The organism is Photobacterium sp. ABD4_091, assembly GCF_056160145.1.
This window is the reverse complement of the sequence record NZ_JBSWWQ010000001.1, coordinates 401,348-423,128: the sequence shown is the minus strand read 5'-3', so window position 1 is coordinate 423,128 and position 21,781 is coordinate 401,348. Positions and strand designations below refer to the sequence as shown.

General features: G+C 48.1%; 21 protein-coding genes and 1 riboswitch. Of the genes, 12 read left to right on the top strand and 9 right to left on the bottom strand.

From position 1 onward, the window contains the following. Position 1: 1 nt before the first annotated feature. From rsxG to rsxA, 5 genes are read right to left on the bottom strand one after another with little or no spacing between them, the layout of a single operon-like run. Positions 2-634 carry an electron transport complex subunit RsxG gene (gene rsxG, locus ACXAGQ_RS01750; protein WP_475251295.1) on the bottom strand — a complete coding sequence of 211 codons (633 nt, stop codon included), beginning with the start codon at positions 632-634 and terminating at the stop codon, positions 2-4. Between the two features lie 10 nt (positions 635-644). Further along, on the bottom strand, positions 645-1,691 hold the full coding sequence (rsxD, locus tag ACXAGQ_RS01745; RefSeq protein WP_475251293.1) for an electron transport complex subunit RsxD: 1,047 nt from the start codon (positions 1,689-1,691) through the stop codon (positions 645-647). Between the two features lie 2 nt (positions 1,692-1,693). After that, positions 1,694-4,318 (bottom strand): electron transport complex subunit RsxC, encoded by a 2,625-nt coding sequence (gene rsxC, locus ACXAGQ_RS01740; protein WP_475251291.1) that lies wholly within the window; start codon positions 4,316-4,318, stop codon positions 1,694-1,696. A gap of 1 nt (position 4,319) precedes the next feature. Continuing rightward, positions 4,320-4,901 (bottom strand): electron transport complex subunit RsxB, encoded by a 582-nt coding sequence (gene rsxB / locus ACXAGQ_RS01735; RefSeq protein ID WP_475251289.1) that lies wholly within the window; start codon positions 4,899-4,901, stop codon positions 4,320-4,322. 1 nt (position 4,902) lies between these two features. Beyond that, complete coding sequence (rsxA, locus tag ACXAGQ_RS01730) at positions 4,903-5,484, bottom strand: electron transport complex subunit RsxA (protein ID WP_475251287.1); 582 nt, start codon at positions 5,482-5,484, stop codon at positions 4,903-4,905. Positions 5,485-6,319: 835 nt separating this feature from the next. Between rsxA and uvrB the strand changes: the two genes are divergently transcribed. The 3 genes from uvrB (at position 6,320) to ACXAGQ_RS01715 (ending at position 10,566) form a co-directional block, all read left to right on the top strand. After that, the gene (gene uvrB, locus ACXAGQ_RS01725; RefSeq protein ID WP_475251285.1) at positions 6,320-8,356 is read left to right on the top strand and encodes an excinuclease ABC subunit UvrB; all 2,037 of its coding nucleotides are present in this window, start codon (positions 6,320-6,322) and stop codon (positions 8,354-8,356) included. Between the two features lie 395 nt (positions 8,357-8,751). Further along, a complete protein-coding gene (luxO, locus tag ACXAGQ_RS01720) occupies positions 8,752-10,188 on the top strand; it encodes a quorum-sensing sigma-54 dependent transcriptional regulator LuxO (RefSeq protein ID WP_475251283.1) in 1,437 nt (478 codons plus the stop codon). 18 nt (positions 10,189-10,206) lie between these two features. Next, positions 10,207-10,566: an Hpt domain-containing protein gene (locus tag ACXAGQ_RS01715; RefSeq protein WP_475251281.1), complete on the top strand. Its 360-nt coding sequence runs from the start codon at positions 10,207-10,209 to the stop codon at positions 10,564-10,566. Here ACXAGQ_RS01715 and yvcK read toward each other — a convergent pair. From yvcK to ACXAGQ_RS01700, 3 genes are all read right to left on the bottom strand, one after another. Further along, positions 10,528-11,433 carry a uridine diphosphate-N-acetylglucosamine-binding protein YvcK gene (yvcK, locus tag ACXAGQ_RS01710; protein ID WP_475251279.1) on the bottom strand — a complete coding sequence of 302 codons (906 nt, stop codon included), beginning with the start codon at positions 11,431-11,433 and terminating at the stop codon, positions 10,528-10,530. The two genes, ACXAGQ_RS01715 and yvcK, sit on opposite strands and share 39 nt — an antisense overlap. A gap of 206 nt (positions 11,434-11,639) precedes the next feature. Then, a complete protein-coding gene (locus ACXAGQ_RS01705; protein ID WP_475251277.1) occupies positions 11,640-12,215 on the bottom strand; it encodes an LON peptidase substrate-binding domain-containing protein in 576 nt (191 codons plus the stop codon). A gap of 154 nt (positions 12,216-12,369) precedes the next feature. Then, a complete protein-coding gene (locus ACXAGQ_RS01700) occupies positions 12,370-12,597 on the bottom strand; it encodes a hypothetical protein (protein ID WP_475251275.1) in 228 nt (75 codons plus the stop codon). A gap of 179 nt (positions 12,598-12,776) precedes the next feature. Next, a riboswitch (molybdenum cofactor riboswitch) is annotated at positions 12,777-12,920 on the top strand. Here ACXAGQ_RS01700 and moaA point away from each other — a divergent pair. The 6 genes from moaA to ACXAGQ_RS01670 all read left to right on the top strand — a co-directional run bounded on the left by moaA (position 12,909) and on the right by ACXAGQ_RS01670 (position 17,432). Further along, complete coding sequence (gene moaA, locus ACXAGQ_RS01695; protein WP_475251273.1) at positions 12,909-13,898, top strand: GTP 3',8-cyclase MoaA; 990 nt, start codon at positions 12,909-12,911, stop codon at positions 13,896-13,898. It overlaps the preceding riboswitch by 12 nt. Before the next feature lie 45 nt (positions 13,899-13,943). Beyond that, entirely contained in the window at positions 13,944-14,423 is a 480-nt protein-coding gene (gene moaC, locus ACXAGQ_RS01690; protein ID WP_475251271.1) for a cyclic pyranopterin monophosphate synthase MoaC, read from the top strand. Further along, positions 14,420-14,665: a molybdopterin synthase sulfur carrier subunit gene (gene moaD, locus ACXAGQ_RS01685; RefSeq protein ID WP_475251269.1), complete on the top strand. Its 246-nt coding sequence runs from the start codon at positions 14,420-14,422 to the stop codon at positions 14,663-14,665. The genes moaC and moaD overlap by 4 nt, the downstream gene beginning before the upstream one ends. 2 nt (positions 14,666-14,667) lie before the next feature. Then, entirely contained in the window at positions 14,668-15,117 is a 450-nt protein-coding gene (gene moaE / locus ACXAGQ_RS01680; protein WP_475251267.1) for a molybdopterin synthase catalytic subunit MoaE, read from the top strand. A gap of 244 nt (positions 15,118-15,361) precedes the next feature. Next, positions 15,362-15,898 carry a hypothetical protein gene (locus tag ACXAGQ_RS01675; protein WP_475251265.1) on the top strand — a complete coding sequence of 179 codons (537 nt, stop codon included), beginning with the start codon at positions 15,362-15,364 and terminating at the stop codon, positions 15,896-15,898. 487 nt (positions 15,899-16,385) lie between these two features. Beyond that, the gene (locus ACXAGQ_RS01670; protein ID WP_475251263.1) at positions 16,386-17,432 is read left to right on the top strand and encodes a porin; all 1,047 of its coding nucleotides are present in this window, start codon (positions 16,386-16,388) and stop codon (positions 17,430-17,432) included. A 112-nt stretch (positions 17,433-17,544) separates the two neighbouring features. Here the strand turns inward: ACXAGQ_RS01670 and ACXAGQ_RS01665 are convergent, their stop codons facing one another. Further along, positions 17,545-17,937: a MerR family transcriptional regulator gene (locus tag ACXAGQ_RS01665; RefSeq protein WP_475251261.1), complete on the bottom strand. Its 393-nt coding sequence runs from the start codon at positions 17,935-17,937 to the stop codon at positions 17,545-17,547. 574 nt (positions 17,938-18,511) lie between these two features. Between ACXAGQ_RS01665 and ACXAGQ_RS01660 the strand changes: the two genes are divergently transcribed. From ACXAGQ_RS01660 to oppB, 3 genes are all read left to right on the top strand, one after another. Next, a complete protein-coding gene (locus tag ACXAGQ_RS01660) occupies positions 18,512-18,685 on the top strand; it encodes a hypothetical protein (RefSeq protein WP_475251259.1) in 174 nt (57 codons plus the stop codon). 426 nt (positions 18,686-19,111) lie between these two features. Beyond that, the gene (locus ACXAGQ_RS01655) at positions 19,112-20,743 is read left to right on the top strand and encodes an ABC transporter substrate-binding protein (protein ID WP_475251257.1); all 1,632 of its coding nucleotides are present in this window, start codon (positions 19,112-19,114) and stop codon (positions 20,741-20,743) included. 115 nt (positions 20,744-20,858) lie between these two features. Beyond that, a complete protein-coding gene (gene oppB, locus ACXAGQ_RS01650) occupies positions 20,859-21,779 on the top strand; it encodes an oligopeptide ABC transporter permease OppB (RefSeq protein WP_475239473.1) in 921 nt (306 codons plus the stop codon). Positions 21,780-21,781 lie beyond the last annotated feature (2 nt).

The window sequence follows — 21,781 nt, the reverse complement described above, 5'->3', positions numbered from 1 at the left end:
TTCACTCACCCTGACAGTTCAGTGGCTGTTCGAATAGGCGCTGTTGGTTGGCCTGGTAATACAGCGATACGTTTTTCACTGCGCCCACGACGGCACGTGGGGTAATCGTAGCACCGGTAAACTGGTCGAATTCACCACCGTCTTTGCGTACTGCCCAGCGGGGATCCTTATCGCCGTCTACGCGCTTGCCGGTAAAGCTGTAAATCCAGTCACTGATACGGGTTTCAATCTTGTCACCTAGCCCCGGAGTTTCGTTGTGGCTCAGGATGCGAACACCCGTCACGGTGCCTTCAAGATCCAGGCCGACGATCAGCTTAATGGCACCGCTGTAGCCATCGGGTGCAATGGCCTCGATTGCCATGCCCACTTTTTGACCTTCTTTCTCGGCAATATATGCCGGCATAGGGCTGTCGGTCCCCAAATATTGCTCGCTGGTGATCAAGGTACAGCTCTTGTATAGCTCATTATCATGGCTTTCTGCCGGTATGACTTGATTAAGTACCTTCAATAGCTCTTGTTGCTGCTGTTGCTCGATTCGCCCAGCCGTCAGCAGGTTGGTTACCGAGACTAAGCTGGTGGCCAGAATGGCAAAAATAGCCAGGATGCCACCATTTTTCTTCATTGCATTGATCATGGTTGCTTCCTTAGTGGCCGAAGGTGCGTGGTCGGGTGTAGTAGTCAATCAGCGGTACGCACATGTTGGCAAGCAGTACGCTGAAGGCAACACCGTCTGGGAAGCCACCAAAGGTGCGGATCAAAAATACCAGCACACCAATTAATGCACCGAAGATCAAACGGCCTTTGACTGTTGTCGACGCCGACACCGGGTCCGTCGCGATAAAGAAGGCACCCAGCATGGTTGCACCGGAGAACAGGTGGAACAGCGGTGATGCGGTGTTGTCCGGGCTGATCATAAACGCGATAGTGCTGATGACAAACAGTGAACCCAGCATACCCGCAGGGATGTGCCACTGGATCACTCGCATCTTCAGCATGATCAGACCGCCGATCAAGAAGCCGAGGTTAACCCACTCCCAACCGATTCCACCAATCAGGCCGAAGACAGGACCTGATAGGATCTCTGTTGCGGTATGGCCTGTAGTCAGTGATGTTTTCAGCGTATCGAGTGGCGTTGCCATCGTGACGCCATCGACCGACATGCGAAGTTGGTGGACGCTAAACCCGTCCTGAGTGAAGCCTGTCAGAATAGCGCTAACACTATCCATCAATGTGGCTGGCTCGGCTGCTAGAGATTGCGGAGGCAGCCAAGTTGTCATCTGCAACGGGAATGAAATCAGCAGGACCACGTAGGCCACCATGGCTGGGTTGAACAGGTTCTGGCCTAATCCGCCATAAAGGTGTTTAGCAATAACAATGGCAAACAGGCAGCCGATAACACTGATCCACCAAGGCGCCAGAGGCGGAATCGATAGGCCAATCAATACACCCGTTAACAGCGCGCTGTTATCTCGCAGGTAGGGTATCAAAGGACGTTGGCGTAGCTTCAGGATCACGGCCTCTGTGGCAACACACAAAGTTGCGGCCAATGCGATTTGGAGCAATACGCCCCAGCCAAAGAAGTACCATTGGGCAGCTACGCCCAATCCGGTACAAAGGATAACAGTGCGCATTAAGCTGCTGGTGCTTCGGCGACTGTGGGCATGGGGTGAGCTAGCAATATTAAAAGCCACAGTTAGTTTTCCTCATTTTTTTCTTGTGCTTCTTTCGCAGCTTTGCGTGCCTTAGCGCGGGCAACAGCTGCTGCGACAGCGGCTTTCTTCGGATCAATTTCAGTTTCGTCTGCTTGAGCTGGTCTAGCTTCTAGAGCAGGCTCTCCCGCTTCTGCCTGTGCCTGTTGGGCTGCTTTTCGTGCCTTAGCACGGGCGACGGCAGCAGCAACTGCAGCTTTCTTCGGGTCAACGTCAGTGTCGTCAGTTTGCTCCATCTTGGCTTCTTCAGCCTGTGTTTCTGCTTGTGCTTGCTGGGCTGCTTTACGTGCCTTGGCGCGGGCAACGGCCGCAGCGACAGCGGCTTTCTTCGGATCAACGTCAGCGTCGTCAGCTTCTGCAGCAGGAGCTTCCGTTACGGTTTCCTGTGCAAGGGCTTCTTCCTTCGCCTGCTGGGCAGCCTTGCGTGCCTTAGCACGGGCGACGGCAGCAGCAACTGCAGCTTTCTTCGGGTCAACGTCAGTGTCGTCAGTTTGCTCCATCTTGGCTTCTTCAGCCTGTGTTTCTGCTTGTGCTTGCTGGGCTGCTTTACGTGCCTTGGCGCGGGCAACGGCCGCAGCGACAGCAGCTTTCTTCGGATCCGCGTCAGTATGTGCTGCATCAGCGGATTGCTCAGGCTCACCGCTAGTGCCCTGTGCGGCTTTACGTGCTTTTGCTCGTGCTATAGCGGCAGCAACTGCGGCTTTCTTAGGATCGGACTCAGCGTTGGCTGGTTGCTTATCTGTTGACTCTCTCTGAGCATCAGCTTGCTGGGCAGCCTTGCGTGCCTTGGCACGGGCAATCGCGGCGGCGACCGCATCTTTCTTGCTATCGGCGCTTTGCTCTGCTGGGCTTTCTGCTGTATCCGTTTCTTCAGCTAGTTTCGCAGCCTTGCGCTCACGGGCTTGACGTTTGCGCTCTTCACGCAGCTTCGCCATTTCACTGTTGTCAGGCACCGCGCTGGTGATTTTAGGTGCTGCGTTACCTGCATTTGCCGCTTCTGCTTGCTTGGCTTTGGCACGGGCAATGGCCGCGGCAACAGCCGGTTTTTTGTCAGCGGTTTCTGATGTTGCAGCAGCTTGTTTCGCTTTTACGCGGGCAATGGCTGCAGCAACAGCATCGTCTCCGCCTTTCGCCGCCATATCTTTACGGCGATCTTCGGCAGCTTTCTTGAAGCGGTTTTCCCTTGCGGCTTTATCGCGCTCGAAACGGGCTTGTTTGGCTTCGAAGCGCTGTTTGGCGCGCTCTGCATTGGCCGCTTCTTGCTGGTTAGCCCAAATCTCGGCTTTAGCCTTGCGGTAGTAGTTAACCAGCGGGATTTCGCTTGGGCACACATAGGCACAGGCACCACATTCGATACAGTCGAACAGGTTGTACTCTTCACATTTGTCGTAGTCTTTGTCCTTGGCATACCACTGCAATTGTTGCGGTAGCAGCGAGGTCGGGCAGGCATCTGCACAGGCACTACAACGGATACACGCCATTTCATGAGTATGCAGCGGCAATTCACGGCGCTTTGGCGTTAAGATACAGTTGGTGATCTTGGTAATAGGCACATTGGCATGCGGCAGAGTGAAGCCCATCAATGAGCCACCGATAATCACACGCGGGTATTTGCGGTCTGGTTTGTAACCGTAGTTATCGAGCAGGTAGGAAATAGGGGTTCCCAAACGGGCAAACACGTTACCACGCTGCTTGAAAGCCTCTCCGGTTAGGGTGACGACACGTTCAATCAGCGGCTCGCCGTCGATAATGGCACGCTTAACCGCAAATGCGGTACCGACATTCTGTACCACAACACCGACAGCTGAAGAGCGAGACTGGCTTGGTACTTCACGGCCGGTCAAGACTTTTACCAATTGTTTGGAGCTACCCGAAGGGTACTTGGTCGGTATCACGCGGATGATAATGTTATCTTCCGCAGACACGCATTTTTCCAACGCCTTGATGGCTTCTGGCTTGTTGTCTTCAATACCGATCAGGGTGAGTTTGGGTTTGACGATATGGCGCAGGATCCGGATCCCTTCGATCACTTCCTCTGCACAGTCCTGCATCAGACGATCGTCGGCAGTAATGTAAGGCTCACACTCCGCGGCGTTGATGATCAGGATATCGGCCAAGCCCAAACTGCCTTGTAGCTTACGCCCGGTCGGGAAACCCGCCCCACCAAGGCCGGCAATGCCGCTCAAGCGGATCGCATCAATTAGCTCAGCAGGCTCAAGGGATTCATAATCAGCAATCTTGTGCTGGGAGCCCCACTGGTCTTCGCCGTCACTCTTGATAACAATGCTGAGATCGCTCAAGCCTGAAGGGTGGGCAGTGGTTCTTTGTTCAATGGCAGTGACAGTACCTGAGGTCGGCGCATGAACCGGAACACACATGCTCATGTCGCTTTTAGTCAGTGGTTGGCCTTTTAGCACTTTATCGCCAACGCTGACCAAGATCTCACCTTTAGTACCGATGTGCTGCTTTAGTGGCAGGATCAATTCATCGGGAACACCAGCATGAGTGATCGCTGTACGGTTCGACAGGGTCTTATTCTCGGCAGGATGGATGCCGCCCGGGAAGTCCCACAGCTGACCTTGTTTGATTTGTTCAATAATAGACAGCATGTTACTTCACCGTGCTTTCATTGTTATCTGCTGGGATATTGACGACTGGGATCTGGTTTAAATCCCATTGCCAGTTCTCAGGCGTTGTTTCTACCGGGATCATTTCAATACAATCAGTCGGGCAAGGTGCCACGCAGAGGTCACAGCCGGTACACTCGTCCTTGATGACGGTATGCAGGGCTTTCGTTCCCCCAACAATCGCATCAACAGGGCAAGCCTGAATACACTTGGTACAGCCGATACACATGTCTTCATGGATAAAGGCGACCTTCTTGATGCTTTTCTCTGCATCATGGGCGGATTCTTGAACCTCTACACCCATTAAATCGGCAAGCTTTTCGATTGCCTGCTGGCCACCCGGAGGGCATTTGTTGATGTCATCGCCGTTGGCGATAGCTTCGGCATAGGGGCGGCAACCCGGGTAACCACATTGCCCACACTGGGTCTGGGGCAAAATAGCATCAATTTGCTCGACGATAGGGTCGGCTTCGACCTTAAAACGGATCGATGCAAAGCCCAAAATCAAGCCGAAAATGGCGGCTAGGGCTGCAATGGCAATCACAGCAATGATTAATCCACTCATGTTACAGTTTCACCAATCCAGTAAAGCCCATAAAGGCCAGTGACATCAGACCTGCGGTGATCATCGCAATCGAAGCGCCTTTAAATGGAGCGGGAACATCTGCTGCGGCGATCCGTTCACGCATAGCAGCAAACAGGATAAGCACCAAAGAGAAACCGGCAGCCGCGCCGAACCCATAAATCACTGATTCAATGAAGTTATGGCGCTCGTTGATGTTGAGTAAGGCAACACCCAAAACAGCACAGTTCGATGTGATCAATGGCAGGAAGATGCCCAGTAGGCGGTAAAGAGTTGGGCTTGTTTTGTGAACCACCATTTCAGTGAACTGTACAACAACCGCAATCACTAAGATAAAACTCAGCGTTCTGAGGTATTGGATGCCTAAGGGGACAAGAATGTAGGTTTCGACTAAGTAAGCACACACTGACGCAAGTGTGAGCACAAAGGTGGTAGCCAACCCCATTCCGATGGCCGTTTCCAGTTTTTTGGAAACCCCCATGAAGGGACAAAGTCCTAAAAATTTAACCAGTACAAAGTTGTTGACCAACACTGTACCTACGAGAAGGAGTAGGTATTCAGTCATACCGCCGCATTACTATTTGCAAAAGATCCTTATATTATCTTCCTTTGTTGCATCTATAACAACTCCCCATGAGCAGGGTTTTTCTTCTTCGGCGAGCTTTTCGCCATTCATTGCTGCAAAGTTAATGCAACTTAATCTGTCATTAACAATTTTGTACCCACTCAGTTGGCTACTTTACACATGATCTTGATTGATGATTTAGCCAGTATATCTGGACAAACATGTATGGTATTGCCGAGATAAATTTCATTTTCTTTATCTTTTGGTCGTTTTGCAACCATTCAGGTTTTAGTACGCAGAAATTTCCTTCAATAGCCAATTTGGAACTAAAAAAAGGCTTGATTTCCGCTAGCCCAGACAACACAAGGGTTTAACTCACTTATCCACGGAAACTGTGGATAACTGTGTTGATGGATGTTTGGAAACTAGGGTGTGGGCTCAGCATTGTGCCATTGCGATTAAAATTTGAGCAAGATCGGATGTGCAATAAACCACTGTTATAGAGGGAATGACAGAGGGGAATTATGTGCTGGTTAACAGAGTTAGAGCGTTTACTTTAGAGGTTTGGTAGGCGTAATTTCGCTGTGAATTGATATAAATCAAAACTTGGATAAGTTGTGGAAAGGGTGTACCGAGTAAGGCTTAGAAATAGTTGGGAATAAAATAAGCTGACCGAGAGGTGAACAGCTTGGGTTTGTTGCGTGGGCGGTGATATTACGGCGTTATCAAATTACCGTCAAGAACAAATGGTGATTATTTTGGCATCTTATTGACAAGCTCGATAGCTGCTGCACAATGTTATGTACACTGATCATATAGCCAGTACGGAATCATGATGGACAAGTCTAGTTCTAAAACCTTTACGCTCTCTTCCCGCTATTCCCCTTCTGGTGACCAGCCTACGGCTATCAATCAGCTTCTTGAGGGGCTGGATGCCGGGCTTGCCCATCAAACCTTATTGGGGGCAACGGGAACCGGTAAAACCTTCACTGTGGCCAATGTCATTGCAGAGTCTGACAGGCCAACGCTGATCTTGGCTCCAAACAAGACCCTGGCAGCGCAACTGTATGGCGAGATGAAGGAGTTTTTCCCGGACAACGCCGTAGAGTACTTTGTCTCTTATTATGACTACTACCAGCCTGAGGCTTATGTGCCCACCACGGATACGTTTATTGAAAAAGACGCGTCAGTGAATGCTCACATCGAGCAAATGCGCCTTTCGGCAACCAAGGCGCTGATGGAGCGGCGTGATGTGGTGATTGTGGCATCGGTATCGGCGATTTATGGTCTGGGCGATCCTGATTCCTACCTCAAAATGATGCTGCATGTGCGCCGCGGCGATATTTTGGATCAAAGGGATGTCCTGCGCCGGTTGGCTGAATTGCAATATACCCGTAATGACGTGGCGTTTGAGCGCGGCAATTTCCGGGTAAGGGGAGAAGTCATCGACGTTTTCCCAGCCGAATCGGAAAAGGAAGCGGTACGGATCGAGCTGTTTGATGATGAAGTCGATTGCATCAGTATGTTTGACCCGCTGACTGGCGCTATCCTGCAGCGTGATTTGCCCCGTTGCACTATTTACCCTAAAACCCACTATGTAACACCAAGGGAGCGCGTGCTTGAAGCGATAGACGGCATCAAAGACGAGCTTGAAGTGCGCAAAAAGCAGCTACTGGAAAACAACAAGCTGGTAGAAGAGCAGCGGATCAGCCAGCGAACCCAGTTTGACATCGAAATGATGATGGAGCTGGGTTTTTGCTCCGGGATTGAAAACTACTCCCGCTACCTCAGTGGGCGTGCCGAGGGTGAGCCGCCACCGACCTTGTTTGACTACCTGCCACCGGATGGCCTGCTGATCATTGACGAGTCCCATGTTACCGTCTCGCAGATTGGTGCCATGTACCGTGGTGACCGTTCACGCAAGGAAAATTTGGTGGAATACGGTTTCCGCCTACCCTCTGCGCTGGATAACCGGCCACTGAAATTTGAAGAATTCGAATCCCTGGCACCACAAACGCTGTATATCTCGGCAACGCCCGGCAACTATGAAATAGAGAAATCTGGTGGGGATATTGCAGAGCAGGTAGTAAGGCCGACAGGTTTGCTAGATCCGCAAATTGAAGTTCGCCCCGTTGCGACTCAGGTGGATGATCTGCTGTCAGAGATCAGGATCCGCGAGGCAAAACAAGAAAGGGTGTTGGTAACGACCCTGACCAAGCGAATGGCTGAGGATTTGACCGAGTACCTGACTGAGCATGGTGTGAGAGTGCGCTACCTGCATTCTGATGTCGATACCGTTGAGCGCGTTGAGATCATTCGCGATCTGCGCTTGGGTGAATTCGATGTACTGGTGGGGATCAACTTGCTGCGTGAGGGCTTGGATATGCCAGAGGTCTCGCTGGTGGCTATCCTCGACGCTGATAAAGAAGGCTTCTTGCGCTCAGAGCGATCGTTAATCCAGACCATTGGCCGTGCAGCTCGAAACTTGGAAGGTAGGGCGATTCTATACGCAGATAGGATCACCGGTTCTATGGAGCGGGCGATGAATGAAACCAATCGCCGTCGTGATAAGCAGATTGCCCATAATGAAAAGCACGGCATCGTGCCTAAGGCGCTCGAGACCAAAGTCTCGGATATTATGGAGTTAGGTGCGCCGGGCAAAGGCAATAAAGCCAATCGTGCAGCGCAGCTTCATAAAGTGGCCGAGAAGAAAGGTACGTATACCACCATGTCACCTCAGGAGCTGGAAACTGAGATTTTGCAGCTGGAAAAAGAGATGTACGATGCGGCCCAGAATTTGGAATTTGAAAAAGCGGCGGAGCTAAGGGATAAAATCCATACATTGCGAGAGCAATTTATTACCAATAGCTAACGGTAATCAGTCCAAGCTGGTGGCTGGGTAAATCGCAGGCAAAAAAAAGCCAACCGATAATAGGTTCGGTTGGCGTCATTGTTTTAGTGAAATAATTCCACAAACAACGTCAGTTGGCTAGGTTGACTCTCAGGAAGAGTCATAATTATTAAAGCAGTATGTGTGCCAACTTTTTCTAGTCCTCTTTAATTGCACTTTTTTAGGGGGTTAACAGCAAAAATAGTCGTTCATTGAACTTATTTGTGAACGTGTATTTGCATTTTGCAAAGCAATATGCGATTCATATTGCTAATAGCAAAATACTTGCTATGACTTGAACAATAACTATGAAAAAGTCACATCGTTTTTTTTCTTTTGTTTACAATTAGTAAAGATTGATAGGACTTGGAGGGGCAATGGAAAGCAGATCACACCAACGCCGTATTCTGATGGTGGAGGATACGGCCTCAGTCGCAGCGTTATATAAGTCATACCTCAACCCATTGGGCGTTTCTGTGACCATTGTAGGTACAGGAACAGAGGCACTTGAGTTTGTCAAAGAAGTCACTCCTGATCTTATCCTGCTCGACTTACGCTTACCTGATATGGAAGGTATGCAAGTCTTGGAAGTGGTAAAGCGGGATAATCCGGCGATCCCTGTCGTTATCATGACTGCCCATGGCTCCATTGATGTGGCGGTCGAAGCGATGCGCTACGGCGCGAAAGACTTCCTTATTAAGCCCTGTGAGGCGGATCGCCTCAGGGTGACAGTCAACAACGCCTTGAAAGAGGAAGACCGGAAAGCGAAAGGGGAAACCTCCCAGCCAACCTCTAAGCAGTCTGGTGCCCAGTATCAGGGGTTTATAGGCAACAGCCTGCCAATGCAGGCGGTATACCGGGTGATTGAATCGGCAGCGGCCAGTAAGGCGACAGTCTTTATCACTGGGGAAAGTGGTACCGGCAAGGAAGTGTGTGCCGAGGCGGTGCACGCGGCCAGCCCTCGTAACGACAAGCCTTTTGTGGCACTCAATTGTGCTGCAATCCCCAAAGAGTTGATTGAAAGCGAGTTGTTTGGCCATGTCAAAGGGGCTTTTACGGGGGCGTCGACTGAGCGTCAGGGGGCCGTTGAGCTTGCCAACAAGGGGACGCTTTTCCTCGATGAGCTTTGCGAAATGGATCTGGATTTGCAAAGCAAGTTGCTACGTTTTATCCAAACCGGGACATACCAAAAGGTCGGCTCTTCCAAAACCAGCACGGTCGATGTGCGTTTCGTCTGTGCAACCAACCGCAACCCTTGGCTGGAAGTCCAGGAAGGGCGGTTCCGGGAAGATCTTTACTACCGCTTGCATGTTATTCCCGTGACTCTGCCTCCGCTTCGGGAGCGTGGAGGGGATGTGATGGAAATCGCCCATGCCTTGCTGGCATTGATGTCTGTTGAGGAAGGCAAGGATTTTACCCGCTTTGCACCAGAAGTTAAGGCGTTATTTGAACAATACCATTGGCAAGGTAATGTTCGTGAATTACAAAACGTTATTCGCAATATTGTTGTGCTAAATTCTGGTGAAGAGGTTTCCTTGGAGATGGTGCCACCGCCAATAAACCAAGGTGGCGTTAAAATTGCATCACAGTTATCTATTGTGAATGAAGCCGATGAACTTCCGCGGGAAGGCAGCGCTGCGATATCAACAATAGATAAGTCGCAGGTCGAACCGTTATGGATTGTTGAGAAGCGCGCAATCCAAGCTGCTATTGATGCTTGCGATGGCAATATTCCACGTGCAGCGGGTTTGTTGGAAGTCAGCCCGTCAACAATTTACCGTAAATTACAAACCTGGCAGGACGCGCAAGGTTAGCTGTAGGGAGAGAAATACATGGCAATGACAATAAATGCTGAGACCATCAAGCGCATGGCAGATGAAGTCGGGCAGGAAACACTGACATTACTCCTTAATGTATTTAGCGATGAATTGGAACAATACCAGCGTCAGCTCTCTGAGCACCCATCGATAAGTCAGGTTAGAGAGATCAGCCATTCCATCAAGAGCAGTGCTGCGAGTTTTGGTGCTGACGATTTGGCTGACATGGCGCAGGAGTGTGAGTCACGGGTCAAGCAAGGGCAGGATGAGTGGATTGTGAACCACCTGCCTGAATTCAGGCAGATGGTAGAAGGTACGGCGATTGAATATAAGCGCCTAGCCAGCCACGACAATCCCGTGAATAGCCTGCTTTAATTTTTCCCTATCGTGACGCCATTGATGGTTGTTCGATGCTAACGAGGTAACATGCTGGTTGTATTTTTCATCCAGCTCCTCACATCGCTGGTCTGTCAGTACAACATCAATTTGGCGGCCGCCCATCGAACGTTCGCACCAAATGAGCATCTGCGACAAGCTCATCATTCCTGCCGGGCCATGCTCCTTATCTAGGTTCGTAACGAAGACAATTCTTGCATGGCTGTTCTTTAGAGCTAGCTCAATTTCTTTCAGTAGCAATGGCGGCATCACACTGGTCAGGAAACTGCCCGGCCCCAGCAAAATAATATCAGCCTGCTGGATAGCGGTAACAGCCTCTTTGGTTGCTGGTACTGCTGGCTCGATGTAAAGCCGCTGCGGTACATCTGCCAATTCATCCACGCTGGTCTCACCGCAGATAACTTCCCCCCCCGTCGTCATCGCCGATAAATCAGCAGGATGCTCGGTCATTGGCACGATATGAGTTTTCACCTTCAGCATATCGCGGATCAAATTGATTGCTTCGAGCGGGCGGACAGAGAGGTTATCGAGCGCTTTGAGCATCAGGTTACCAAGGTTGTGGCCGTTTAGTTCCCCGTTGCCCCGAAAACGGTATTCGAAAATCATCGAACCCACAGACGGTTCGGTGATTAGCTGGTTGATACAGTTGCGCATATCCCCCCAGGCTATCCCTCCCTGGCAGGCACGGATCCGGCCTGTTGAACCCCCGTTATCGGTTGTTGTCACTATTCCGGTCACATTCTCGCCAAATTCTGATAGGGCTGAGAGCATGCGACCGAGGCCATGACCGCCACCGATGGCAACAATTTTGGCCTCTGTAATGTTTTTGACTGTATTGGAATGCATCATGAACTGAAAAATGTGAACTTGGTATATGTAAGAAGTGTACCGTGTAAGCCGTAATGAATACAGAGTATGTGCTTATGGTGGTATATCGGTCACGGAATGGGGGCGTAGCTTGAATAAAAAATGCCCCCAATGACTTTTGGGGGCTAACAGGTTAGTACGGCAGTTGAAGCTGGCAGTTCAGTTGGAAAAGTTGAAAAAACAGTTTAATGCGGCTTCTGCATAATGCTGATCAGGTAATCATAGGTGTCTAAACAACTAGGCGCAGAGAGTAGTAGCTGTTTTTCGCTGGCTGGCACCGGCAGCAACTCTAACCAACGCTGGCAGAGCCAGCTGAGGTTGTCGAATTGCTTTTTATGATGCAGCTCTCCAAGTTCAGGGTGCTTGGTGAACATTTGCTTGAGCTTTTCGGCCAGGATTTGCTGGTCTTGGCGAACTTCGGTTTCGGGCCAAGGCGGAATGTACTGACACTCACCGCAGAAATAACCTTCGTCAGTTTCTTCCATATGATCAATGGTAAAGTTCTCGTGGCCCGCTACTGTAACGATTAGGCAGCCATTGTTAGGCGAGACATCAAAGTCCTCAACAGTGACACGGGTACCGATTTGGAAAAAGTGATGGCCGTGTTCGTCTTGGTCAAACATGCAAACACCAAAACTGTTGCCTTCACGTAATGCAGCCTTGAAAGCTTCCATCTGAGAGCCTGGGGCAATGCGAAGGGGAATACGTCCACCGGGTAAGACGTGGCGTTTTTGGAATAGTAGCGGTATGTAAGTATTCATAGTCTCATCCGGTTATTGTTTGTCTGATGAAATAGACATTGCAAATGGGATACCAAGTTTTACATACCGCTTTAAATGGTTTTTCAGCGCTTTTGACTCATTTTTTTGTTGTAAAATGCAAAAAAGTACCAGAACGCAATTCGCATTTTGCGAATTATTTCTGATTCGCAATGATTTTCATTGCATTATCGCTAGGCAGTAACTCCAGATGGCTTTGTTCGTCAAAGTACCAGCCTTTGATTAATCCTTTCTCCTGCATATCTATAAAACCGTTGATGACAAGCTTGGCCTGCTCCCGGGCATTGGCCATGTCGAGCCCTTCTTCGCGTTGTAAGTAGAGGGCAATATCATCGATTGTCGCAGATTCAATAATATTGGACATAATATCCTCACTTTTAGTAAGAAAATTTACGGGTATTCCCTTTAGTAGTATTGTCGTGAAATCAGCTGAAAGGTAGAATGCAGCACGAAAAACCTGTGAGGTTTGCCCATTTTGCAATTCCTCTGATATTTTTATAAGTAATACGCTGTTGTGCGCATTTTGGTTTTATCCGGTGCTGTACAATTGCCATGCTCCGAGCTTTCTTCACTAAGTTCCTTTCTATAAAGGGATAAGTGACTAAAGCCAGTGACAGGTTGTCACCAGGGTCGACAAAGAAATGCGTCGGCCTCCCGTACTTGGAAAGGTGTTCCGTGGCGAAACAATTTGAAGATAATTTCGATCGCAAGTTCTATTACTTGCGTTTGTCGGTTACAGACGTCTGTAACTTTAAATGTACCTATTGCCTTCCTGATGGCTACCATCCTCAACAGAAGAAAAAGCCATCCTTCCTGACGCTTGAAGAAATCCAGCGTGTAACAGGCGCGTTTGCTGAATGTGGCACGTCAAAAGTGCGCATTACTGGCGGTGAGCCAAGCCTGCGTCGTGACTTTACTGATATCATCAGTACCGTTGCGGGGCAACCTGGTATCCGTAAGGTGGCTACCACCACCAATGGCTACCGTATGGCCAAGCATGTCCATGAGTGGCGAGAAGCGGGCCTGACCCATATCAATGTGAGTGTTGATAGCCTTGATCCTAAAATGTTCTACCAGATCACGGGCGAGAACATGTTCAACCAGGTGATGGATGGGATCGATGCTGCGTTTGATGCTGGCTTTGAACAGGTCAAGGTGAATACGGTCTTGCTTAAAGACCTTAACTCTCAGCAATTGCCGCAATTCCTTAACTGGATCAAATCTCGGCCAATCCAGTTGCGCTTTATCGAACTAATGCAGACAGGCGAAATGGACGATTTGTTCAATAACCACCATGTCTCTGGTGTCAGTATTCGTAATTACCTCATTGCCAATGGCTGGGTATTAAAGCTGAAAAGCAACAATGACGGCCCTGCACAAGTCTTTTGTCACCCCGATTACCAAGGTGAAATAGGTTTGATCATGCCTTACGAGAAAGATTTCTGTAAGAGCTGTAACCGCCTACGCGTCTCTGCTCTTGGGAAATTGCATCTCTGTTTATTCGGCGATCACGGTGTAGAACTACGTGATTTGCTGCAGCAGGATGATCAGCGTGATGAGCTCATTGCCCGCATTCAAGGTGGCCTGGCTGAAAAAGCGGTGAGTCATTTCCTCGATGAGGGGAATACCGGTATGACGCCAAACTTAGCCTCTATTGGTGGCTAAACGCCACCTTTCTACATTTTATTTTTCCTGTTTTGGGACGGACGGATGAACCAATTTACCCATATCAATGCTTCTGGTGAAGCGAACATGGTCGACGTGTCGGCAAAAAATGACACGGTACGAGAAGCACGTGCTGAAGCTTTTGTGCGCATGGCACCGGAAACACTACAGCTGATCGTTTCAGGTCAGCATCACAAAGGCGACGTGTTTGCCACCGCGCGTATTGCCGGTATCCAGGCAGCTAAAAAAACTTGGGATTTGATCCCGCTTTGCCATCCTCTGTTGCTATCGAAAGTAGAAGTGCAGCTGGAAGCGATTGAAGCTGAAAACATGGTTCGTATTGAATCATGCTGTAAACTGGCCGGTAAAACAGGCGTTGAAATGGAAGCGCTAACAGCGGCTTCAGTTGCTGCGCTGACCATTTATGATATGTGCAAGGCTGTCCAGAAAGACATGGTGATTGGACAAGTTCGTCTGCTGGAAAAAACAGGCGGTAAGTCTGGGCACTTTAAGGTGGAATCATGATTAACGTATTATTCTTCGCTCAGGTCAAAGAGCTCGTTGGCGTAGACCGCATTGAAGTCGCGGCAGATTTTGCAACAGCTGAATCTTTGCGTCAGCACCTAGCTCAAAAAGGCGACAAATGGCAGTTGGCACTGGAGCAGGGCAAGCTGCTGGTGGCCATCAACCAAACTATTAGCTCGCTTGAGAGTGAAATCAAAGACGGTGATGAAGTGGCCTTCTTCCCGCCAGTAACCGGGGGCTAATCATGATCTCTGTTCAGTTCGAAGATTTTTCTGTCGCAGAAGAGTATGCCCTGCTGTCACAAGGTACAGATGCCGGAGCGGTGGTGACTTTTGTCGGTAAGGTGCGTGATTTTAACCAAGGCGATGCGGTCACTGGTTTATCGCTGGAGCATTATCCGGGCATGACTGAAAAGTCACTAGAAGAGATTGTCGAGCAAGCTCGGGAGCGATGGCCTTTGCTCAAAACCCGAGTGATCCACCGTGTGGGTGATTTAGCGCTTGGTGATCAGATTGTCTTTGTTGGTGTGACCAGTGCCCATCGTGGTGCGGCGTTTGAAGCCTGTGAATTCATTATGGATTACCTGAAAACCCGTGCGCCGTTCTGGAAGAAAGAGCAAACACCAGACGAGTCTCGTTGGGTAGACGCTCGTGAAACCGATACCTCTGCAGCCGATCGTTGGCAGCAAAAATAATTAAGTATTCTGGCACCTGTATCAAGCAGGTGCCAATATTACCCCGCCTCACGCCTCACGCCTCACGCCTCACGCCTCACGCCTCACGCCTCACGCCTCACGCCTCACGCCTCACGTGCGCATAATCTTTCTTTGTTATTCAGCTATTTTTTCACCAACCTCTATGCTACTTTGAAATTAAGGGTATAAATAACCATTTAAAATGAATGGTTATGGTTTTACAAGTAACAGAAGGAGTATGCTTATGATCAGGAGCGATCGACTACTCTACGAATTAGAACCTGATGGTTTTGGCGGACGGCATTGTGAATCTTGGGACGAGTGGCAGCCAAAAGCCAGTCAGGCCCTGCCAAATTTTCCTGATGATGTGCTGAAACAGTGGTTATACAGGCACTGGAAAGGCGTTGTATGTAACTGGGGCTGGTTGGATTTTCAGTCAATGCGATTTGAGCTTCAGTCTTGGAGCAGTGAGCAAATTCAGTCACAGATCCGAACCCCACATCAAGAGGTCATTGATAAACTATCACGTCGAATGACCAACCCGATTTTTCAGCGTAGTTGGCTTGTACAACAAATGCAGGAAAGGGGGACTTGGCCACAAGCACCTATTGTTTTGAAGTATGAGCGCGACATTCCGATGGTTAATGGCAAGTCTCTAAGAGCGCCGTATAATCTGCTGGAAGGGCACCATAGATTGGCGTATTTGAATAAGATTATTGAGCAAGGTGCATATCATCAAAAGCAGCATGATATTTGGTTGGTTACCATTCCGCTGCACTAATAGGTTTTAACACTTCCTTCCGTACTCCCCATAAAGGAAATAGCCATGTGGCTATTTCCTTTTTTTATTATACAAGTTTCTTATTGGTCTATCGTGTTGTAGCTCGAGAGTTACGTATTAGATGTTGCAAATTTGTTTCGTTACTAGCTCAAAAAATGAACTCTTGGTTGTTTTTTTTATACTTTTTTCGCTTTTATTTTGACTTCTTATTCCATATGGTTATTGATAGTGTTGTTATTTGTGAAGGGCGAGACCTGAATAAAAGCTTAACGAATGCGCAGGTATTATGAGTAAATATTGGTTTTTTTTAGCTGTTTTTTGATTTTTTATGCTGCATTTTAGGTTGTTTTAGGTTGGTTTTTTATGTTGTTTTATTTTTTTGTGTCAGTTTTTTGCTCTGTTGATGTATTTTTTTGTTGTTGTTATGTTTCATTTCGGCTCGGGACGAGTCAGCAAGATTAAAAAAAATTATTACAGGTAAGTAAAAATGAAAAAAACACTTTTAGCAGTAGCAATCCCAGCAGTACTTTTCGCTCACTCGGCATCCGCCGTAGAAATCCTAAAATCTGAAGAAGCATTGGTCGACTTTTATGGCCAGCTTCGTACTGAACTGAAAAAGAATGAGGGCACGGACGCCACTCTAAATGCGGGTTCTTCACGTGCAGGTGTACAGGCACAGTACGCTGCAACAGATTCAGTAGATATCTTCGGTAAAGTTGAGTTCGGCCTGAACTATGACACGGCATCTGAAGATTACACCATGAAAAACCGTTTACACTTTGCCGGTGTAGATTCAGACTTCGGTAAAGTATCTTTTGGCCGCCAATGGATTGTTTCGGATGACTTTGGTGTTGCCGATTACTCATACTTCAATGGCGGTACTGGTAACCTATCAAGTACTTTATCTGGCGCTCGCCACGACTCATTCATTAAGTATGCTTACGAAGGTTCAGACTTTATCGTAGCTGCAGGCTATGGTCTTCCTGAAGACGATACCAATCAAGAACTTGCTGAGCTTTATGCTGGAACTAGCGTTGGTAACTTTAACTTCCACGTGGGTGGTGGTGTAAACCGCGATAAATCCGTTGTACTGAAGGATGATGCGAAAGCAGAGCTGGAAGCTGACATCGAGAATACCTACTTTGAAGGTACTGTTGAGTACACTGTGGGCGCTGCTCTAATTGGCTTTACATACTACAATGCCGAGCTAGAGGAAAAATCTTCAGGTATTAGCATTGATCAAGATGCATTTACTGTTGCTGGTACATACAGCTGGGCAGATAATGCTACAGCATATGCTGGTTACGAGTATGTAGAACAAGAATCTGCTGACCTTTCAGAAGATGGAGACGGCAAAGTATTCTACATCGGTACCGACTACCATTTTAATAGCTGGTCTCGTATCTACGTTGAATATGCGTATAAAGATGGTACAACGTTGGGCTACACCAAGAGTGATAACGATGCCACTATTAAACCAACTACCGTTGATGGCGATAACTACTTCGCAATCGGTGCTCGCGTTTACTGGTAAGCGCCCAAACGTTCATTGTCTTATTTATTTTTTGCCCGGCCTAGCGCCGGGCTTTTTTGTGCCTGAGAAAGTGAATACTCATAAGAAATATCTAGAAGATATAAAGGAGGGGTTAATCAAATTTCTTTAGGTGCTGGTAGCATTTGCGCTCTGCTGCATTGAGCTCCATCATCAGCCGGTTGATATCAGCTTGTTGCTGTTTCAGTTTTTGCTGGCGTAGTTGGATGGTCTGCAGCATGTGCTGCACTTGAGAGTGGCTCTGAGCGCCGGAATCATAAAGCTGGAACAGCTCCTGTACCTCCTGCAGGCTAAATCCCAGCCGCTTTCCACGCAGGATGAGGATAAGCCTTGCTCTGTCATGCCTGGAGAAGATCCGCGCTTTACCTTGCCGCTTAGGAGTCAGCAAGCCCTGATCTTCATAGAAACGGATACTGCGAAGGGTAAGCGAAAACTCTTCGGCGAGCTGGGAAATCGTATACGCCTCTGCTTGCTTGTGACTATCCATGTTTTCCTTCCTTGTTGGTTCCAGATGTCAGATCATTCCTTGATCTGGCATGATCTTTTCATAATAGGCTGGATACCTCAAGTTTTTAACATGCCGGATCTGTGGGAGGTATACGAAAAAAGAAAGCCCCTCGCAGAGGGGCTTGTATGCATGTCTATCAAGTTTTAGTTGATACGCTTATTCCGCTTTGGGCTTGCGTGACTTAGGTACGTAGCCGTGGCGGACGCGGGAAGGGCTTGGACGTGAAAAGCAACCAGCTGGTCTCATATTTTCTTTACTCTCAAGGACAACGGAACGGGAACGGAATATTGGGTAAACCAAAGGCTTAACCAACAAAATGATAGTAGCGTTAATAAGAGGTGAGAGAAACGTATCAAAGTTGAAAAGTTCAGCCATGTGAGAACTTAATCTATAAACCTTGTTTTATATATGGTTTGGTTATTAAAACAGCGTGCTATTACGTGGGTTGGAAGGCAGAATGGCCAATCCTGTGCCATAGTTAATGACGTGCCTAAGGCACAGCAAACAATTAAATTGTGGGTCAACAGTGCTGTGGTTAACAGCGGAGGGTTCCATGAAGCATAAAAGAATGTCTAATCGCCGAATCAAACAGATGCTAGAAGATATCAACCATGATGGTTTATTCGACGAAGCAATCAGTAACGAACATAACAGTATGGTTGAGGGTAAAGAACAATCAATAAACGAAGTCCCCCCAAACATCAATATGGATAGCGAGAACAAATAATCAGCGCCGAAAGGCGCTTTTTTTATGGCTAAGTATCATGTTTTTGCATTTATGTTATTGACATATTGAGTCGATGTGAAAAATAAAAGATATTTCTGCTGTATATTTATTCAATCTTACAATTATTTATTCAAGTTTTACTTTTTTTTGGCTTATTTGGCGGATTTTTCTCTAGCTCGTGGTTTTTGTGACAGATCTAGCTGCAACAAATCTGTCATCTAGTTGGTTGTGCTGGTGGAGTATTGAATATTAAGAATTATGTCGGTTTTTGTAATCAAAATGTGGCAAATTACTTCAATGCCTGATAATGTTTTGACCAATTCTTCGGTTTGCTTTGCATTGTTTAGGATTAACGATGCAAATATTGTGAGATGGCACCGGCTGGAGAGCGCAAGGACGTATTTAACGATGTATTGGAGCTAATGCATGTATAAGAATAAAATTACCCAGGCGATTCTTCTGGGTGCTGGTATGGCTGTAGCAGCCACCTCTTTCTCCACTATTGCTGCTGACGTACCGGAAGGGGTAAAACTTTCTGCTAAGCAAGAATTGGTTCGTGGTAACGGTACTGAAGTTGCCTCCCTTGACCCACACAAAACGGAAGGTGTGCCAGAGTCACATGTTATCCGTGACCTTCTAGAAGGCCTAGTGAACCAAGACGAGAACGGTAACACTGTTCCAGGTGTTGCTGAGTCTTGGGAAACCACTGACAACCGCTCATTCACATTCCACCTGCGCAAAGATGCAAAATGGTCTAACGGCGACCCAGTAACTGCACACGACTTCGTGTACAGCTTCAAGCGTGCTGTAGACCCTGCCACAGCATCTCCTTACTCATGGTACCTAGAAATGACTACCATGAAGAACGCAGATGAAATCATCGCGGGTAAAGCAGACAAAGAAACACTGGGTGTATCTGCAAAAGATGACTACACGCTAGTTATCGAGCTAGAGCAGGCAGTACCATACTTCGTTAAGATGATGGGCCACACCACAGTTAAGCCAGTTAACCGCAAGGTTGTTGAGAAGTTCGGTGATAACTGGACTAAACCAGAGAACTTCGTTGGTAACGGTGCTTACACCCTAGACAACTGGGTAGTTAACGAGCGCATCGTGCTTACTCGTAACGAGAACTACTGGGATAATGCCAACACTGTTATCAACAAGGTTACGTTCCTACCAATCGAAAACCAAGTTGCTGAAATGAACCGCTTCCTGGCGGGTGAGATCGACATTACCAACGAATTGCCAAATGAGCATTTCCGTCGTCTGCAGAGCCAGCACGCTGATTCTGTTTCTATTTCTGGTAACCTGTGTTCTTACTACTACGGTTTCAACAACCAAAAAGCACCGTTTGATGATGTTCGAGTGCGTAAAGCGCTGTCTTACGCTATCGACCGTGACATCGTGACTAAAGCGCTATTGGGCCAAGGCCAGAAGTCAGGCTACTTCCTAACGCCTGAAATCACAGCCAACTTCAACCCAGTTACGCCTGAGTACGGTCAGATGACTCAGAAAGAGCGTAACGAGAAAGCGAAAGAGTTACTGGAAGAAGCGGGCTTTGGTCCAGGTAACCCACTGAACTTCACGCTGCTTTACAACACATCTGAAAACCACAAGAAGATTGCGGTAGCGATTGCTTCTATGTGGAAGAAGAACCTGAACGTAACTGCAAACCTGGAAAACCAGGAGTGGAAGACCTACCTAGACACGCGTCGCCAGGGTAACTTCGATGTAACACGTGCAGGCTGGTGTGGTGACTACAACGAAGCATCTAGCTTCTTGTCACTAATGCAGAGCAACAACAGCTCCAACGACCCTAAATACAATAGCAAGGCATACGATGCAATCATGGCGAAAGCACTGGAGTCTACTTCAGATGCTGAGCGTGAAGAGCTATACATCCAGGCTGAAAAACAGCTAGCGGAAGACATGCCAATTGCTCCTATCTACCAATATGTGAAAGCACGTCTGGTTAACCCGAAAGTGGGTGGCTACCCTGCGAACAATGCAGAAGACAAGCTCTTCACCAAAGATATGTACATCATTGCTGACTAATAACCAGCAAGAAGCATGATAATAAGCGCTGCTCTCAGGACGGGAGCAGTGCCCTTTCTGGTATTTCACGCCAGTAATTTTCGACTGTCACAGACTAAATAGAACGGTGGAGTTTATGATTAAATTCATCGCAAAACGGATTTTTGAAGCAATCCCAACCCTGTTGGTGCTAATCACAATTTCCTTTTTCCTGATGCGCTTTGCACCAGGCAACCCATTTTCCAGCGAGCGTCCGCTTCCTCCGGAAGTCATGGCGAACATCGAAGCCAAATACGGCCTAGATAAGCCAGTATTCGAGCAATACACCACTTACCTTGGCAATATCGTGCAAGGTGATTTTGGCCCTTCATTTAAATACAAAGATTTCACCGTAAACGAGTTGGTCTCTAAAGCCCTGCCTGTATCGGCGAAAATCGGTTTCTTTGCCTTTATTTTTGCATTGGTGATGGGGGTCACCGTCGGCACCATTGCCGCCTTGAAGCAAAACAGTTGGATAGACTACTGCATAATGTCGACGGCCATGGCCGGGGTGGTGATGCCGTCGTTTATCCTCGCCCCGGTACTGATCTACATCTTCTCGATTAACCTAGGCTGGCTACCTGCTGGTGGCTGGAACGATGGCGGCCTGAGGTTTATGCTGCTGCCAATGATGGGTATGTCACTGCTTTACGTGGCAACTTTCGCTCGTATTACCCGTGGTAGCATGATTGAAACCCTAAACAGTAACTTCATCCGTACCGCGCGTGCCAAGGGTTTGAGCTACGGCTATATCATTATCAAACACGCCCTAAAGCCTGCTTTGTTGCCTGTTGTATCCTACATGGGCCCGGCTTTCGTCGGTATCATCACGGGTTCGGTAGTTATCGAAACTATTTTTGGCCTGCCGGGTATCGGTAAGCTGTTCGTTAACGCCGCCTTTAACCGTGACTACTCTCTAGTATTGGGTATCACTATCCTGATTGGTTCTTTGACCATTATCTTCAACGCCATTGTCGACATTGTACTGGCGTACATTGATCCGAAAATCCGTTACTAAGG

Coding starts and splice junctions, on each gene's coding strand:
- yvcK (WP_475251279.1), bottom strand. CDS start 11,433: ATGCATTCCAATACAGTCAAAAACATTACAGAGGCCAAAATTGTTGCC.
- ACXAGQ_RS01700 (WP_475251275.1), bottom strand. CDS start 12,597: ATGTCCAATATTATTGAATCTGCGACAATCGATGATATTGCCCTCTAC.
- rsxB (WP_475251289.1), bottom strand. CDS start 4,901: ATGAGTGGATTAATCATTGCTGTGATTGCCATTGCAGCCCTAGCCGCC.
- ACXAGQ_RS01665 (WP_475251261.1), bottom strand. CDS start 17,937: ATGGATAGTCACAAGCAAGCAGAGGCGTATACGATTTCCCAGCTCGCC.
- uvrB (WP_475251285.1), top strand. CDS start 6,320: ATGGACAAGTCTAGTTCTAAAACCTTTACGCTCTCTTCCCGCTATTCC.
- rsxC (WP_475251291.1), bottom strand. CDS start 4,318: ATGCTGTCTATTATTGAACAAATCAAACAAGGTCAGCTGTGGGACTTC.
- ACXAGQ_RS01715 (WP_475251281.1), top strand. CDS start 10,207: ATGGCAATGACAATAAATGCTGAGACCATCAAGCGCATGGCAGATGAA.
- ACXAGQ_RS01655 (WP_475251257.1), top strand. CDS start 19,112: ATGTATAAGAATAAAATTACCCAGGCGATTCTTCTGGGTGCTGGTATG.
- rsxG (WP_475251295.1), bottom strand. CDS start 634: ATGATCAATGCAATGAAGAAAAATGGTGGCATCCTGGCTATTTTTGCC.
- rsxA (WP_475251287.1), bottom strand. CDS start 5,484: ATGACTGAATACCTACTCCTTCTCGTAGGTACAGTGTTGGTCAACAAC.
- moaC (WP_475251271.1), top strand. CDS start 13,944: ATGAACCAATTTACCCATATCAATGCTTCTGGTGAAGCGAACATGGTC.
- ACXAGQ_RS01670 (WP_475251263.1), top strand. CDS start 16,386: ATGAAAAAAACACTTTTAGCAGTAGCAATCCCAGCAGTACTTTTCGCT.
- ACXAGQ_RS01660 (WP_475251259.1), top strand. CDS start 18,512: ATGAAGCATAAAAGAATGTCTAATCGCCGAATCAAACAGATGCTAGAA.
- luxO (WP_475251283.1), top strand. CDS start 8,752: ATGGAAAGCAGATCACACCAACGCCGTATTCTGATGGTGGAGGATACG.
- moaE (WP_475251267.1), top strand. CDS start 14,668: ATGATCTCTGTTCAGTTCGAAGATTTTTCTGTCGCAGAAGAGTATGCC.
- moaD (WP_475251269.1), top strand. CDS start 14,420: ATGATTAACGTATTATTCTTCGCTCAGGTCAAAGAGCTCGTTGGCGTA.
- ACXAGQ_RS01705 (WP_475251277.1), bottom strand. CDS start 12,215: ATGAATACTTACATACCGCTACTATTCCAAAAACGCCACGTCTTACCC.
- ACXAGQ_RS01675 (WP_475251265.1), top strand. CDS start 15,362: ATGATCAGGAGCGATCGACTACTCTACGAATTAGAACCTGATGGTTTT.
- oppB (WP_475239473.1), top strand. CDS start 20,859: ATGATTAAATTCATCGCAAAACGGATTTTTGAAGCAATCCCAACCCTG.